Origin of the sequence: Stenotrophomonas sp. PAMC25021 (assembly GCF_004795795.1) — a bacterium.
Taxonomy (GTDB): domain Bacteria; phylum Pseudomonadota; class Gammaproteobacteria; order Xanthomonadales; family Xanthomonadaceae; genus Stenotrophomonas; species Stenotrophomonas muris.
Map to the genome: position 1 here is coordinate 3,356,263 of NZ_CP039255.1, position 14,049 is coordinate 3,370,311.

Annotated in this window: 15 protein-coding genes; 6 read left to right on the top strand and 9 right to left on the bottom strand. The window is 68.5% G+C overall.

Annotated features, from left to right (window positions below):
• Positions 1 to 46: 46 nt before the first annotated feature.
• The 3 genes from E5790_RS15530 to E5790_RS15540 all read right to left on the bottom strand — a co-directional run bounded on the left by E5790_RS15530 (position 47) and on the right by E5790_RS15540 (position 2,255).
• Entirely contained in the window at positions 47 to 457 is a 411-nt protein-coding gene (locus tag E5790_RS15530) for a hypothetical protein (RefSeq protein ID WP_014647982.1), read from the bottom strand.
• A 156-nt stretch (positions 458 to 613) separates the two neighbouring features.
• Positions 614 to 955, bottom strand: a complete 342-nt coding sequence (locus E5790_RS15535; RefSeq protein ID WP_005418203.1) for a hypothetical protein — start codon at positions 953 to 955, stop codon at positions 614 to 616.
• Between the two features lie 124 nt (positions 956 to 1,079).
• Complete coding sequence (locus tag E5790_RS15540) at positions 1,080 to 2,255, bottom strand: thiolase family protein (protein WP_111206839.1); 1,176 nt, start codon at positions 2,253 to 2,255, stop codon at positions 1,080 to 1,082.
• Between the two features lie 182 nt (positions 2,256 to 2,437).
• On the opposite strand from E5790_RS15540, the gene E5790_RS15545 reads away from it, so the two are divergent.
• The gene (locus E5790_RS15545) at positions 2,438 to 5,281 is read left to right on the top strand and encodes an autotransporter serine protease (RefSeq protein WP_126411241.1); all 2,844 of its coding nucleotides are present in this window, start codon (positions 2,438 to 2,440) and stop codon (positions 5,279 to 5,281) included.
• Between the two features lie 47 nt (positions 5,282 to 5,328).
• On the opposite strand, the gene E5790_RS15550 is transcribed toward E5790_RS15545, so the two are convergent.
• The gene (locus tag E5790_RS15550; protein WP_008264553.1) at positions 5,329 to 6,426 is read right to left on the bottom strand and encodes a Glu/Leu/Phe/Val dehydrogenase dimerization domain-containing protein; all 1,098 of its coding nucleotides are present in this window, start codon (positions 6,424 to 6,426) and stop codon (positions 5,329 to 5,331) included.
• 278 nt (positions 6,427 to 6,704) lie between these two features.
• On the opposite strand from E5790_RS15550, the gene E5790_RS15555 reads away from it, so the two are divergent.
• Entirely contained in the window at positions 6,705 to 7,781 is a 1,077-nt protein-coding gene (locus E5790_RS15555; RefSeq protein WP_046431919.1) for an HDOD domain-containing protein, read from the top strand.
• A 3-nt stretch (positions 7,782 to 7,784) separates the two neighbouring features.
• Here the strand turns inward: E5790_RS15555 and E5790_RS15560 are convergent, their stop codons facing one another.
• From E5790_RS15560 to E5790_RS15570, 3 genes are all read right to left on the bottom strand, one after another.
• Entirely contained in the window at positions 7,785 to 9,377 is a 1,593-nt protein-coding gene (locus E5790_RS15560; RefSeq protein WP_049404698.1) for a phospholipase D family protein, read from the bottom strand.
• 108 nt (positions 9,378 to 9,485) lie between these two features.
• On the bottom strand, positions 9,486 to 10,184 hold the full coding sequence (locus tag E5790_RS15565) for an RNA pseudouridine synthase (protein WP_111207094.1): 699 nt from the start codon (positions 10,182 to 10,184) through the stop codon (positions 9,486 to 9,488).
• A 47-nt stretch (positions 10,185 to 10,231) separates the two neighbouring features.
• Complete coding sequence (locus tag E5790_RS15570; RefSeq protein ID WP_111207093.1) at positions 10,232 to 10,732, bottom strand: M48 family metallopeptidase; 501 nt, start codon at positions 10,730 to 10,732, stop codon at positions 10,232 to 10,234.
• A gap of 62 nt (positions 10,733 to 10,794) precedes the next feature.
• Between E5790_RS15570 and E5790_RS15575 the strand changes: the two genes are divergently transcribed.
• Together E5790_RS15575 and E5790_RS15580 are read left to right on the top strand one after the other, a co-directional pair.
• On the top strand, positions 10,795 to 11,352 hold the full coding sequence (locus tag E5790_RS15575; protein ID WP_111207092.1) for a DUF2058 domain-containing protein: 558 nt from the start codon (positions 10,795 to 10,797) through the stop codon (positions 11,350 to 11,352).
• Between the two features lie 170 nt (positions 11,353 to 11,522).
• The gene (locus tag E5790_RS15580; RefSeq protein WP_014647974.1) at positions 11,523 to 11,789 is read left to right on the top strand and encodes a DksA/TraR family C4-type zinc finger protein; all 267 of its coding nucleotides are present in this window, start codon (positions 11,523 to 11,525) and stop codon (positions 11,787 to 11,789) included.
• 206 nt (positions 11,790 to 11,995) lie between these two features.
• On the opposite strand, the gene E5790_RS15585 is transcribed toward E5790_RS15580, so the two are convergent.
• Complete coding sequence (locus E5790_RS15585; RefSeq protein WP_080469282.1) at positions 11,996 to 12,589, bottom strand: mechanosensitive ion channel family protein; 594 nt, start codon at positions 12,587 to 12,589, stop codon at positions 11,996 to 11,998.
• Between the two features lie 35 nt (positions 12,590 to 12,624).
• Positions 12,625 to 12,804, bottom strand: coding sequence for a hypothetical protein (locus E5790_RS15590; RefSeq protein ID WP_014647972.1), 180 nt, complete (start codon positions 12,802 to 12,804; stop codon positions 12,625 to 12,627).
• A 126-nt stretch (positions 12,805 to 12,930) separates the two neighbouring features.
• Here E5790_RS15590 and E5790_RS15595 point away from each other — a divergent pair, with 126 nt between their 5' ends.
• Together E5790_RS15595 and E5790_RS15600 are read left to right on the top strand one after the other, a co-directional pair.
• Positions 12,931 to 13,509, top strand: a complete 579-nt coding sequence (locus E5790_RS15595; RefSeq protein ID WP_032958649.1) for a sigma-70 family RNA polymerase sigma factor — start codon at positions 12,931 to 12,933, stop codon at positions 13,507 to 13,509.
• Complete coding sequence (locus E5790_RS15600) at positions 13,506 to 14,039, top strand: hypothetical protein (protein WP_046431913.1); 534 nt, start codon at positions 13,506 to 13,508, stop codon at positions 14,037 to 14,039. The genes E5790_RS15595 and E5790_RS15600 overlap by 4 nt, the downstream gene beginning before the upstream one ends.
• Positions 14,040 to 14,049 lie beyond the last annotated feature (10 nt).

Genomic DNA, 14,049 nt, shown 5'->3' on the forward strand with positions numbered 1-14,049 from the left:
CGGCTTTTCCTGTAGCGCCGGGCCCATGCCTGGCTGCCGGTACGCCTCAGTGCTTGGCTTCTTCCTTGGCGGCGTTCGCCTTCGCGTCATTGGCAACATCGCGGGCCTTGTCGGCCACCTTCTGTGCGGCGTTGGCAGTCGCGTCGCTGGCGTGTGCGGCGGCGTCGGTTGCGGCGTCCTTGGCCTTGTCGGCAGCGTTGGCGGTGGCGTCTGCAGCCTTGTCCAGCGCCTGCTGGGTATCGGCGGCGGCCTGCTCGGAGGCTGCAGCGGTCTTGTCGGCGGCGTCACGGGTAGCTTCTGCCGCCTTGTCGACGGCATCGCGGGCAGCCGCGCCGGCGCTGTCAGCGGCCTGCTGCGCGTCCTGCTTGGCCTGTTCGGCTTCCGGGCCCTTGCAGGCGGCCAGGGCCAGCAGCAGGGAGGCGGCCAGCAGGGTGGTGGTGATCGGGCGAATCTTCATGGCGGTCTCCGGTACTGCAATGGATGGGGACGCCAGCCTATTCATGCCGTTGTGAAGGCGGGGTCGCGATGCCCGCGCCGCGAGGTCGCAGTGGCGCAAAGAAAAAGCCGCTGGCGAACCAGCGGCTTTTCCGGAACAGCGTGAAGAAAGAAGTTATTACTTCTTGGCTTCTTCAGCAGCGTCCTTGGCCTGCTCAGCGGTAGCTTCGGCAGCCTTGGCAGCGTCCTTGGCTTCGCCAGCAGCAGCGTCGGTCGCGGCAGCAGCGGTGTTGGCAGCAGCGTCGGTCGCAGCGTCAGCAGCGGTGGCGGCGGTGTTGGCAGCCTGCTGGGCAGCGTCGGCGGTCTGGGCGCCGGCAGCGGCGGCCTGGTCGGCAGCAGCCTGGGCTTCGGTGGCGGCTTCGTTGGCCGAAGCAGCGGCGTCCTGGGCAGCTTCCTGCTTCGAGCAGGCGGCCAGGGCCAGAGCCAGGGACATCGCGACCAGCAGCTTGTTGATGCTCATTGTGTAAATCCTCGTCGTTAGAATTAGGCAACGCGCATGCTGCGCGCCGACAACATGATGACAAGCCAAGATTGGGTGTCAAGCGATCCCGCATTCATTTTTGCGAAATCATCGTTAAATCTTTTTAAATCAATTCGATGGCGATTGCCGTTGCTTCGCCGCCACCGATGCACAGGGTGGCAATGCCGCGCTTGCCACCGCGCGTGCGCAGGGCGTTGACCAGGGTCACCACCAGGCGTGCACCGGAGGCACCGATGGGATGACCCAGCGCGCAGGCACCGCCATTCACGTTCAGCTTGTCGTGCGGGATGCCCAGCTCACGCATCGGCGCCATTGCCACCACGGCAAAGGCCTCGTTGATCTCGAACAGGTCGATCTGGTCCAGCGACCAGCCGGTCTTGGCCAGCAGCGTGTGGATCGCGCCGATCGGGGCGGTGGTGAACCACTCCGGTTCCTGCGAATGGGTGGCGTGGCCGACGATGCGGGCCAGCGGAGTGATGCCACGGGCGGCCGCGTCTTCCTCGGTCAGCAGGACCACCGCGGCGGCGCCGTCGGAGATGCTGGAGGAACTGGCGGCGGTGACGCTGCCGTCCTTCTTGAAGGCCGGACGCAGGCTCGGGATCTTGGCGATATCCGAGCGCCCCGGCTGCTCGTCGGTGGCGACCTCGACGTCACCCTTGCGGGTGGCTACCTTCACCGCGACGATCTCGTCGGCGAACGCACCGTTGGCCTGTGCGGCCTGCGCGCGCTTGACCGATTCGATCGCGTAGGCGTCCTGCTCCTCGCGGCTGAACTGGTACTTGTCCACGGCGCATTCGGCGAATTCGCCCATGGCCTTGCCGTCATAGGCGTTGACCAGGCCGTCGTGGGCCATGTGGTCGACCGCCTGGAAGTTGCCGAAGCGGTTGCCGGTACGGGAGTTCGGCAGCAGGTGCGGGGCGTTGGACATCGATTCCATGCCACCGGCGACCACGATGCTGGCCGAACCGGCCTTGATCAGGTCATGGCCGAGCATGATGGTCTTCATGCCCGAGCCGCACACCTTGTTGAGGGTGGTGGCGCCGGCCGACAGCGGAATGCCGGCGGCGATCGCCGCCTGGCGGGCGGGCGCCTGGCCGAGGTTGGCCGGCAGCACGCAGCCCATGAGGACCTCGGAGACGTCGCTGGCCGGTACGCCCGACTGTTCCAGGGCGGCAGCGATGGCGGCCGCGCCGAGGGTGGGGGTCGGCACGCCGTTGAACTGGCCGAGGAAGGAGCCGATGGCGGTGCGCTTGGCGGCGGCGATGACGATGTTGGACATGGCAATCTCGTTGATGCGTAAGCAATGTTCGGAAAGGAGACCGCGGACGTTGGAAGCGCCCCGGTTTCCCGGCAGACTGCGTGGGGGTCGGCCCAAGTATAGAGGGTCGGGGAGGGCCGCCGCTGGGCGGCACCGCACGCCTGCCGGGATGTAGGCAGGTCAACGTTCATGGGAAGGAATCGATGGAACGCACGACGATGGTTAGGTCCGCGCTGGCAACGGCGCTGGCGATGGCAATGACGGCATGTGGCGGCGGCGGAGGCGGCGGCAATGTCCGCATCGATCCCCCTCCGACCACCCCCACACCCCCAACGACGCCCCCTCCGACGGCACCGCCTCCGGCCAAGCCGCAGGAACCGGCCTTCGACGCGCACCTGTCAGTGACCAATGCGCGTGCCGCACAGGCCGCCGGCCTGACCGGGCAGGGCGTGCGCATCGGCATCGTCGACTCGGGCGTGCAGCGCAACGCAGCGGCATTGAACGGGCGGGTGGTGGGCAACCTCAACTACATCGATCCGGCGCGCAACAACCTGCTGGTGGACGACGTGGTGGGCCACGGCACGGCGGTAGCCAGCCTGGCCGCCGGCGCGCCGGTGGGAACCTGGCCGGGCGGCATCGCCCCCGGTGCGCAGATCGTTTCGGCGCGGATCATCGCCGACAAGCCGCCGGTCGATGACGGCAGCGGCAAGGGCAATTCCTTCAGCGGTCCGCTGGGCGTGGCGCAGGTCCACCAGGACCTGATCAGCTACAACGTGAAGGTGATGAACAACTCGTGGGGCGGCCTGTACTGGACCGACCTGCCAACCACCGCGCAGGTGGCGGCCGAGTACCGTCCGTTCGTCATCAACCATGGCGGCCTGGTGGTGTTCGCGGCCGGCAACGATGCGCGCACCGAACCGAGCAGCCTGGCCGCCCTGCCCAGCCAGCTGGGCGTTGCCGGCTCGCTGCCGGCGGCCGACCTGGAGCGCGGTTGGCTGGTGGCGACCGCAGTGGATCCCTATGCACCGGGCACGCTGGCCAGCTACGCCAATGCCTGCGGGCAGGCGGCGCGCTATTGCCTGGCGGCGCCGGGCAGCGCGGTCTATCCCGATGCCAATGGCAGCACCTACTACTGGAACTACGGGACGTCCTTCGCCGCCCCGTTGATCTCCGGCGCCGCCGCGCTGGTCTGGCAGCGCTACCCGTACTTCGACAACAACCTGGTGCGGCAGACCCTGCTGGGCACGGCCAAGGACATCGGCGCGCCCGGCGTGGATGCGGTGTTCGGCTACGGCCTGCTCGACATCTCGCGGGCGATCAAGGGCCCGGGCCGCTTCGACTGGGGTGATGTAGTGGCCAATGTCGATGCGCCATCGAGCGGCTCGCTGTGGAGCAACGACATCGTCGGCAGCGGCGGCCTGGTCAAGCAGGGCGGGGGCACCCTGGTGCTCGCAGGCAACAACAGCTACAGCGGCGCCACCCGCATCGAACGCGGCATCCTGTCGCTGCAGAACGGCGGTGTCATCCGTTCCAACGTGACCATCCTCGGCCAGCCCGACCCGGATTCGACCGGCCTGCAGTTCAATGGCGGCACGCCGCGCGTGATCGGCAACGTGGTCAACGGCAGCAGCGTGTTCCTGACCACCGGCAGCACCACCGGCACCATCGAGGGCAACTACACGCAGCAGGCGGGTGGCCAGTTGATGGTCGCGCTCGGTGCCAATGCGCTGCAGGTGACCGGCACGGCCTCGATCAATGGTGGCGTGCGCGTGCATGGCTTCGTCTCCGGCTACGTGCCGCAGAACGGCAGCCGCCAGGACCTGGTCCATGCGGCCGGTGGCCTGAGCGGCACCTTCAGCAGCCCGGCCTCCTCCAGCGGCCTGCAGGGCCTGTCGCTGCTGCAGAGCAGCTATGGCTATGACAGCAACACTGCCTGGTTGAACCTGACCCAGGTGAGCGTGACGGCGGCGGCGACCGGGCTCGCGGCCTCGGCGCAGTCCGCGGCGCAACGACTGGAAGGTGCGTTCAGCGCACTCGATGGCAGTCCTGCGCTGCAGGGCTCGGCCTTCGGCACGGCGGCCGGTGCGCTGCAGTGGACCGGCGGTGGCAGCGAGGGCCTGGCAGCCAGCCTGCAGAGCCTGTCCGGGCAGGCGCATGCGCGGGCCGAGTCGGCCACCTTCGACAGCATCGACATGTCGCGCCGTGCGATCGCCGAGCGCTTCGATCGCGTGCAGGCGGCGCCGCGCCTGCGCGGGGCCTGGCAGAGCGCGCTCGGTGAGGCCGGGCAGGGCAGTTTTGCCGGCAATGCCGCCGACAGCCGTGGCTGGATGGCCGGCCAGGACCTGCCGCTGGGCAGCAATGGGCTGATGGGCGTGGCCTTTGGCGAGACCCGCAGCAATGGTGGCAGCAGCTTCGGCGGCGATCGTGGGCGTGATCGCCAGGCGCAGGCACAGTTGTACGCCGGTTGGAACCTGGGCCGGGGCTATGCGCTGGCGCAGGTCGGCAGCGGCCAGTTCACCCGTGCGCTGGATCGCCAGTTGCTGCTGGGCGCCGGTGCCTATGGTGTTTCCGCACGTTACGGCGGACGCTTCAGCAGTGCCAGCGTCGAAGGCGGCTATCGTTTCGGCCGCGCGGGCGCGTCGTTGACACCGTATCTGGGTGCCAGCACCACGCGCGTGGATACCGATGCCTTCAATGAGCTGGGTGGTTTCGGCTTCGGCCTGCGTGGCGACGCCAATCGCGTGCAGCGCAGCCAGATGCTGGCCGGTATCCGCGGCGAGCGCGGCTGGGGGCGCTGGACGCTGCGCGGGCACGCCGAGTGGCAGCAACGGCTCGACGGTGCCGATGCGGACTGGCAGGCCAGCTTCGTTGGTGTCGATGCCTGGGCACCCCTGGCGGGATGGGACGCACCGCGTGGCAGTGCGCTGTTCGGCGTGGCGCTGGAGTCGTGGTGGGGCCGCAATGGCCGCCTGAGCCTGGGCTTCGACCAGCGCGTCGGTGGCGAGGGCGCGCGCCAGGCGGCGCTGCGCTACAGCACCGGGTTCTGAGCGGGAGGTCGCGCCGGGACGTCAGCTCCGGCGCGACATCGGCAGGCTCAGCCGCCGCGCAGGTTGCCCAGGCGCGGGGTGCTGCGGCCCAGCGGCATCTTCAGCTTGCCGATCGACAGGATGCGGCTTTCGGCGATGCGGTCGGCCGCACGCTGCGGCGCGATGTTCTCGCGCTGCGACAGTTCGAAGATGCGGGTGAGGTTGTGATAGATGCTGCGGATCAGGCGCATCGCGCGTTCGCGGTTGTAGCCATCGATCTCCAGCGACACGTTCATCACGCCGCCAGCGTTGACCGCATAGTCCGGCGCATACAGGATGCCGCGCGCGTGCAGTTCATCGCCGATTTCCAGGCTCGACAGCTGGTTGTTGGCGGTACCGCAGATGATCTTGGCCTTGATCCGCGGCAGGGTGTCGGCGTTGATGGCGCCTTCCAGCGCGCACGGTGCGAACACGTCGGCGTTCACTTCGTGGATCTCGTCGGGCTTGACCGCTTCGGCGCCGAAATCGCTGACCGCGCGATCAACCAGTGCGCTGTCCAGGTCGGTGACATACAGCTTGGCACCGCGGTCGCGCAGCAGTTTCACCAGCTCCATGCCGATGTGGCCCAGGCCCTGCACCGCGATGCTGGTCTTGCCCACTTCCTCGTGGCCGAACTTGAAGCGCATCGCCGCCATCAGCGCCTGCAGCGCACCGTAGGCGGTGAACGGGGCCGGATCGCCGGAGCCGCCATGGACCTGGTGAACGCCGGTCACGAACTGGCTCTCCAGGTAGATGTTCTCCATGTCGTTGACGTCGGTGCCGACGTCTTCGGCGGTGATGTAGCGGCCGCCCAGCGAGTCGACGTAACGGCCGAAGGCGCGGAACAGCACCTCGGTCTTGTCCACCTTCGGGTCGCCGATGATCACCGCCTTGCCGCCACCGACGTTGAGGCCGGCCAGCGCATTCTTGTAGGTCATCGTCCGGCTCAGCCGCAGCACGTCGGCCAGTGCCTCGTCGGTGCTGGCGTAGGGGCGCATGCGCACGCCGCCCAGGGCCGGGCCCAAGGTGGTGTTGTGAATGGCGATGATCGCCTTCAGGCCGGCATCGTGGTTGTGGCAGAACACCACTTGTTCGTGACCGGTGGTGGCGAGGGTTTCGAATAGCATGGCGTCTCCGATGGCGCGAACAGCGGCGAACTGCAGCGAACGGCCAGTGAACGGTAGGGTCCCAAAACAAAAAAAGCGACGTCGTCATGGCTGGGGGACGGGTCGCGCGGCGCCATTCTAGTCCATTCGCCCGGCCGTTGCCGTCGACGTAGGCGGCCGTCAGGTTAAAGAAGATGAAAGTGCGGCCGATGCTGCGACGACGGCGGGTGGCCGGATGGGCGTGAAGAGGCAGGGCGGTCAGTGACGGCAAGGGCATCACAACGACAGGACGGGCGGCGATGACAGCGGCATGGTGGCGATCGCTGCGCGGCTGGCTGACACGTTCGACCGGGACGGCACCGGCGCGGCTGGTTGCCGCATCCCGCCAGGCGGTGGCCGCCGCAGCCGCAAGCCTGCAGGGCGAGGCGCTGCCGTCGCCGGAGATCGCCGCTCACCTGCAACGCGGGCTGCATGCGCTTGCGTTGTACCCACGGCTGGCCGGCGAGCCAACGCCGGTGCAGGACCCAGGCCTGGGCGAGGCGGTGGCGCGCGCGCTGCAGGACCGCGACTGGGCGGCCAGGCAGCTGCCCCGCCGGCCGCAGCTGCTGCCGCAGCTGATCCAGACCGTCAACGACGATGCCGCCTCGGCCCGGGTGATGGCCGCGATCATCGGCCAGGACCCGGTGCTGACCGGCAACCTGCTGCGCATCGCCAACAGCCCGGCCTACAAGGTCCACGAGCGCCCGGTAGAGAGCCTGCAGCGGGCGGTGACCCTGGTCGGCACCGAGGGCGTGCGCCAGATCATCAGTGCGGTACTGGTGCAGCCGGTGATGCAGGTGCAATGCGAGGTGTTCCCGCAGTTCAGCGCGATCATCTGGGAGCACGCACTGCTGGCATCGCGTGCAGCGGCCGACCACGCACGCACGGTCACCTTCGGCGATGCCTTCGCCGCGCAGTGGCTGGGCCTGGTGCAGGGGCTGGGTGCGGCGCTGGTGATGCGCCAGCTGCTGCAGGAGGCACAGGCCCGTGGCGAGCCCGTGGAGCCGGCGTTGGCCCTGCAGCTGTTGCAGCAGTGGTCGTTGCCGCTGGCGCAGCGGGTCGCTGCCGCATGGGAGTTGCCTGAGCCGGTTCACCAGGCCTTGGCGGTGGATGCGGAAGGATCGTTGGCCGACAGCCTGCGCCTGGCGAGCGCGGCCGCAGCGGCCAGCCTGTTGTGCCGCCATGGGCATGCCAGCCAGAGCCGCATGCTGGCCCTGCTGGAGCAGCTGCCCTCGGCACCGCCGCATGCATTGCGCTGGATCTGGCGGCGCCTGCATGGGCGCAACGTGGAAACGCTGGACGAGGCCGGACAGGATGAGGCCACTCCGGCGTCCTGAGCGCTACAGCTGCGATTCCACCGGCAGCCAGCTGATCACCCGCGACAACCAGCGCTTGCGCGCCGTTGCCCCTGGCTCGGCCTCCACCCAGTGCGGTGGCGGTTCGCGCTCCAGCCAGCGCAACCGGCGGCGGTCGTCCAGTGCCAGCCACCAGCTGTGCCTGGGGTCAGCCAGGCGCAGGTATTCGTCCCGCAGCTGTGTACCCAGCACCGGATCGTCGAACAGCACACCCATTTCAGTGTTCAGGTAGGCCGAGCGCGGGTCCAGGTTGAAGGAGCCGACGAAACCGCGGCGGTCATCGATCAGGAATGCCTTGGTGTGCAGGCTCGCGCCGCTGCTGCCGAACACGCCGGCATCGCCCGACTGACCCTGTGCCTTCAGCTCGTACAGGTGGACGCCGGCTTCCAGCAGTGGCACGCGGTAGCCCATGTAGCCCCCGTGCACGGCGGCGACGTCGTTGGCGGCCAGCGAGTTGGTGACCACGCCCACCTGCACGCCCCGCCCGGCCATTGCCGAAAAGCCATCGAGGCCCTCGTTGCCGGGCACGAAGTAGGGCGAGATCAACAGGGCCTTGTGCCGGGCGGCCTGCAGCTCGCTGATCAGGGTCGACACCAGCCAGGTGGCGCGATCATCCCTGCGGTGCTTCATCGGCGGGTCCGACACGATGCGCACGGCACCGCTCCAGTGCAACGGCTCGGGGCTCGGGCGCTGCCGCTGGCGTGATTCGGCCACGCGCGCAAGGTAGGGGCGGGCCACGTCCCGCTGCGCCTCGTGGTCCGATTCGCGCACCAGCAGGCGCAGTTGTGCGTCGGTATGGAAGGCAAGCGCGGATACCGGGATGGCGGTTTCGCTGTTCCAGTAGTCGTCGAAGATCCGGTTGGCCTGCTCCACGGCGGGGCCGGCGACCAGCAGGTCCAGATCCTGGAAGTTCACGTCGGTGCGCGCGCTGAAGTACTCCTCGCCGATGTTGCGGCCACCGACGATCGCGACGCGGCCATCGGCGATCCAGCTCTTGTTGTGCATGCGGTGGTTCACGCTGAAGAAGCGCTGCACCATCTCCACCATGCGCAGGATGCCGGTCCGGTTGCGGAACGGGTTGTACAGGCGGATCTCGATGTTCGGATGGGCATCGAGCGCCATCATCAGCGCGTCCTTGTCCTTGGCATTCATGTCATCGAGCAGGATGCGCACGCGCACGCCGCGCTCGGCGGCGTCATACAGCGCCTTGGCCATCAGGTGGCCGATCAGGTCGTCGTGCCAGATGTAGTACTGCAGGTCCAGGCTGCGGCCGGCCTGGGTGGTGATCATCGCGCGGGCGGCGAAGGCATCCATGCCATCGCTGAGGAAGGCCACGCCCGACTGGCCGGGATGGGCCGCCTGCAGCGGCACGATCTGCTGGTCGATGCGGGTCTGTGCCGGCTGCAGCGGCAGCACGTGCGAAGGCGCGCCATGCGCCTGCGGCGTGAGATGGTCGGCCAGCAGCAGCCCGGACAGGACCAGCAGCACCAGCACGGCGAGGATGATCGCAGCAACACGCAGCAGGCGTCGCCACAGCGGCTTGGGCAGGCTCATGCCCCGATGGTAGAGCCACGCCATGCGTGAAGGAATGCCTGCAGGATCGACAGGGGGTCAGAGCCCCTGCCTTCGGCACGGGATCCGACCCCCGGATCCCTCTCCACGGGAAAGGGCCCTGACCCGCACACCTCAGAACCGCTCGTCGCTGCCCAGGTAGCGCCACTGCCCCGGCGGCAGCGGCCCCAGCGCCACGCGTCCGATACGCAGGCGGCGCACGGCCGTGACCTGCAGGCCGGCGGCGCTGACCGCCACACGCAGCCCCTTGGCCGTCAGGCCCTTGCCGGCGAAGCGCAGGCGCTGCTCGCTCTGCCAGCTGACCTTGGCGCCGCCCGATTCCTGCTGCAGCCGCGCCATCAGCCACGGCCCGCGCTCGGGACCGCCTTCGGCCACTTCGATCAGGTATTCCTGCTCGGTACGGCCCAGGTTGCGCTGCAGGTGGGCCAGCGTGGCCGGATCCTGGCTGACCACCACCAGCCCGCTGTCGCTGGCCGGCAGCGAGGCGGCCAGCTGCAGGCCGTGGAAGTGACGCTGCAACGGGCGGAGGTCGCTGGCATCAAGTTCGCTGCGGCTGTCACTGCTGACCAGGGCACACAGGGTTTCGGCGGCGACACCGGCCGGCTTGTGCAGCAGCATGCTGACCCGCTCGGCCTTTTCATCGCTGGCCTGTTCGGCCACCACGATCACCGCGCTGCCATCGACCGGGCGCTGCGGCTGTTCCACCACGTCGCCGTTGACCGTGACCCAGCCGCCTTCGATGTAGCGCCGCGCTTCGCCGCGCGGGATGCCGAGCAGGGCGGACAGGCGTTTGTCGAGACGGATCGGTTCCATGGCAGGCAGGTCGGGCAGGGGGCGCGCAGTGTAGCTGCTGCGGCCGGTCAGCGCTGGCCGCGGTTGGCCAGCTCGGTCAGGTACAGGCGGGTATCGAACTCCAGCTGCAGGTACTCCGGCTCCATGTGCTGGCACAGCTGGTAGAAGGCCTTGTTGTGGTCGGCTTCCTTCAGGTGGGCCAGCTCATGCACCACGATCATGCGCAGGAACGCCGCGGGTGCCTGGCGGAACACGGTAGCGATGCGGATCTCGCGGCTGGCCTTGAGGCGGCCGCCGTGCACGCGGGAGATGGCGGTGTGGGTGCCCAGCGCGTGCTTGATCACTTCCAGCGTATTGTCGTAGCAGACCTTGTTGAGCGGCACCGACTTGCGCAGGTAACGGTCCTTCAGCTCCTGGGTGTAGTCGTACAGCTGGCGGTCGCTGCGCACCTCGTGCGGGTCGGGGTAGCGCTGCTGCAGCCAGGGGCCGAGCCTGCCCTGCGCCAGCAGCTCGCTGACCTGGGCAACCAGGGGTTCGGGATAACCGGTGAGGTACTTCAGGACTGCCATGCAGGGCCGGCGGGGCGTCGGTAGAATGGGGCATCCAAGATTACACGCGGTACGCACCGACCATGGCAAAGCCCAACGCGCTGCAGGAACAATTGCTCAAGGCCGGCCTGGCCAAGAAGTCGCAGGCCAGCGCCGCCGCACGCGAGCAGGCCAAGGCCCGCCAGGGCAAGGCCGAATCGACCTCGGCCGAGGTCCAGCGCGAGGCTGAACGTGCCCGCGCCGAGAAGGTCGAGCGCGACCGCGCACTGGCCGCCGAACGCAATGCCCAGGCCAGGCAGGCTGAACAGAAGGCCCAGGCCAGGCAGATCATCACGGCCCATGCCGTACCCCATAAGGGCGACGACGAGTACCGCTTCAGCGATGGCGCGGCGATCCGTACCCTGCTGATCGACCCCAAGCTGCGCAAGGCGCTGTCGGTGGGCGTGCTGGTCATCGTCGCCCACGGCGAGGGCTATGTGTTGCTGCCCCGCGCCGCCGCCGAAAAGGTGCGTGAACGCGCACCCGAAGCAATCATCGTCGACCACGGCCAGCCGGGCTCGACCGCCGAGATCTCCACCGGCAACGCAGAAGACGACGCCTATTACGCGCAGTTCCAGGTGCCCGACGACCTGGTCTGGTAAGCAAAAAGGGGACGGAGGGGATTAAGCCGCAATCGGCCTGATCGGATCCGTCGGCGTTCTGTTTGGCATCCTGAAAAGCAGCCGAGCATGGCTCGGCTCTACATGAAGGCCTTCCTTTTTGCCGGGGTGTATCGTCCCCATATCGGGCGACACACCTGCGGAGGATAGCCATGGCCACCGGTTGGGCAGGAGACGGCGCGGTCCAGGACCAGATCGACGCCACCGTCGACGACGCGATCGCCCGCGCGCGGCGCCAGCTGCGCGAGGGACCCGGTCTGGAACACTGTGAGGAATGCGACGCGCCGATCCCGTTGGCGCGGCGCCAGGCTGTGCCTGGTGTGCGGTTGTGCGTTGCGTGCCAGCAGGCGCGGGACGACGAAGACCAGGCGCATGCCGGGTACAACCGGCGTGGCAGCAAGGACAGCCAGCTGAGGTAAAGGGGTGTTTTATTGCAGGGCTGCGCCCTGCACCTGCAGAAGCAACGTCAACATCAAAGGCGCCATCCATGGCGCTCACTGATCTGGCCCCCCTCAACCGGACCCACACCGCCCCGCCATCCCACGGAATGCCGCTCTTGATCTTGCTTCGGCTTCGGCTTCGGCCTCTGCAGGTGCAGGGCGCAGCCCTGCCGAAAACTCCACCCTCAACCGTCGCCCTGGATGCCGCCGGGGGCCTGCGCCGGGTCACGCCAGCGCCGTACCGTGCGCTGGAAGAACAGGTTGTTCGGCAGCTGCAGCACCGTGCCCTCGTGGCCCTCGCCGGTCTCCTGCAGCGTGGTGTAGATCAGGTTCACGTCGATCACCCGGCCCTTCAGGCCCGGCTTCTCGCCGTTCTCCAGCACCTCGATGTAGTCGTGCAGGCGGAACGGGCGGGTGGTGAAGATCAGCAGCGTGCAGAAGATGTTGGACAGCACGCTCCAGGCCGCGAAGAAGGCCACCGCGCCCACGGCCGCGAAGCCGGTGAACGCGGTCCACAGCACCGAGGGCTTCGCGCCGAGCAGGCTGAGGATGTACAGCAGGGCACTGAAATAGACCACGAAACTGGTGATCCGGCGCGCGCCCATCACCATCTCGGGCGGCAACGTGTAGTGCTCGGCGAAGCGGCGGATCAGGCGCCGGGCGAGCACGCGCAGGAGCCACGCGACCAGAAGCACCACTACGATCTGCAGGGCGACGCCGGCGTAGTTCAACCACGGGTGGGTCCAGGGCGGCAGGTGATCCTTCAGCGACAACATCATGGGGCGACAACAGGTGGCAATAACGACCTTCGATGTTACCCGGCGCGTGCCGGGGATTCGACCGCCGGGGCCCAGGCCAGGCACACCAGCGCCTGGCGGTGCTGTTGCAGGCAGGCACGGCCGTTACCGGGGTGCAGCTGCAGCGACAGGCCCAGTGCCTGCAGCACGACGCAGGCGGCGATCACCAGCAGGGCGGCGCAGGTTGGGCTGGACATGGCAGGACTCCTGGACGGCAATTTCGCGAAGGACCTTCCATGGATGCAGCAGGTGTCGAAAAGGTTGCACGGCAGTGATCGTCGTCCGGCTCTAAACCTTTTCCCGGGCCGCCGCATCCAAGCGATATGCTCGACACCACCATGCCCGCGCCGCCTGCCGCCCACGACGCCGTCGATGAACCCGCCCTGGTGCGGGCGGCCGCCGCCGGCGATACCTCGGCCTATGAACTGCTGTACCGGCGGCATGCACCGCGCGTGTTCGCCGTGCTGTGGCGGCTGTGCGGGGGCCAGCAGGCGCGTGCCGAAGACGCCTTGCAGGAAGCCTTCCTGCAGGCGTGGAAGGCGCTGCCGGGGTTCCGTTTCGAGAGCAGCCTGTCGACCTGGCTGCATCGCCTGGGCGTCAACGCTGCGCTGATGGAACTGCGTGGGCGCGCCGCCGGGCAGGACCACGACAGTCTTGATGATGTGGACGGAGGACTGCAGGAACTGGCCGTACACGACCGCTGCGCCGGTACCGAGCGCGACCTGGAGCGCGCGCTGGCGACGCTGCCGCCGAGGGCGCGCGCGGTACTGGTGCTGCATGACATCGAGGGCTGGAAACACCAGGAGATCGCCGCGCAGCTGCAGATGGCCGTCGGCAGCTCCAAGGCACAGTTGCATCGTGCGCGCGGCCTGTTGCGCGCACGGCTGGGAGACATGACATGAGTACACACGAACACGATTCCGACCACGATCTGGTGGCCCGACTGCGCGCGCTGCCTTCCGAACGCGGCCTGCCCGCCGATGGCTGGGCGCGGTTGTCGGCGCAGCTGCCGCCGCGTGAACCACAGGCGGCGCCTGCGCCGACCGGCAACGTGGTGGTGCTGCCGGGGCGTTCGCGCCGGCGCTGGTGGTTGCCGGTGGGGGCCGCACTGGCCGCAAGCCTGGCGCTCTACGCGGTGGCGCCGTGGCGCCATGCGCAACCGGACGCGCCGGTGCCGTCTACCCTGCAACTGCAGGCCGCGGCGATGACCGAGCAGTACCAGCAGGCAGTGGCCTCGTTGCCCGCAGGCCGGGCGCCGGAATGGCAGCCGGCGCTGCACGAACTCGATGAAAGCGCGGCACAGATCCGGGCCGCGCTGGCGCAGGATCCACGCGCGCCGCATCTGCTTGGCCAGCTCAAGCGCACCTATGCGCTGCGGCTGGAATTGACCCGGCAGGCGGCCTATGCCGCCGAGTCCGGCCTGACGACCTGAGGAGACCCCC

Bases quoted from the DNA above. Each gene is read 5' to 3' on its own strand.
- E5790_RS15535 (WP_005418203.1), bottom strand. From the start codon at position 955: ATGAGCATCAACAAGCTGCTGGTCGCGATGTCCCTGGCTCTGGCCCTG.
- E5790_RS15540 (WP_111206839.1), bottom strand. From the start codon at position 2,255: ATGTCCAACATCGTCATCGCCGCCGCCAAGCGCACCGCCATCGGCTCC.
- E5790_RS15580 (WP_014647974.1), top strand. From the start codon at position 11,523: ATGGCCACCGGTTGGGCAGGAGACGGCGCGGTCCAGGACCAGATCGAC.
- E5790_RS15550 (WP_008264553.1), bottom strand. From the start codon at position 6,426: ATGCTATTCGAAACCCTCGCCACCACCGGTCACGAACAAGTGGTGTTC.
- E5790_RS15590 (WP_014647972.1), bottom strand. From the start codon at position 12,804: ATGTCCAGCCCAACCTGCGCCGCCCTGCTGGTGATCGCCGCCTGCGTC.
- E5790_RS15600 (WP_046431913.1), top strand. From the start codon at position 13,506: ATGAGTACACACGAACACGATTCCGACCACGATCTGGTGGCCCGACTG.
- E5790_RS15565 (WP_111207094.1), bottom strand. From the start codon at position 10,184: ATGGAACCGATCCGTCTCGACAAACGCCTGTCCGCCCTGCTCGGCATC.
- E5790_RS15530 (WP_014647982.1), bottom strand. From the start codon at position 457: ATGAAGATTCGCCCGATCACCACCACCCTGCTGGCCGCCTCCCTGCTG.
- E5790_RS15545 (WP_126411241.1), top strand. From the start codon at position 2,438: ATGGAACGCACGACGATGGTTAGGTCCGCGCTGGCAACGGCGCTGGCG.
- E5790_RS15560 (WP_049404698.1), bottom strand. From the start codon at position 9,377: ATGGCGTGGCTCTACCATCGGGGCATGAGCCTGCCCAAGCCGCTGTGG.
- E5790_RS15585 (WP_080469282.1), bottom strand. From the start codon at position 12,589: ATGATGTTGTCGCTGAAGGATCACCTGCCGCCCTGGACCCACCCGTGG.
- E5790_RS15555 (WP_046431919.1), top strand. From the start codon at position 6,705: ATGACAGCGGCATGGTGGCGATCGCTGCGCGGCTGGCTGACACGTTCG.
- E5790_RS15575 (WP_111207092.1), top strand. From the start codon at position 10,795: ATGGCAAAGCCCAACGCGCTGCAGGAACAATTGCTCAAGGCCGGCCTG.
- E5790_RS15595 (WP_032958649.1), top strand. From the start codon at position 12,931: ATGCTCGACACCACCATGCCCGCGCCGCCTGCCGCCCACGACGCCGTC.
- E5790_RS15570 (WP_111207093.1), bottom strand. From the start codon at position 10,732: ATGGCAGTCCTGAAGTACCTCACCGGTTATCCCGAACCCCTGGTTGCC.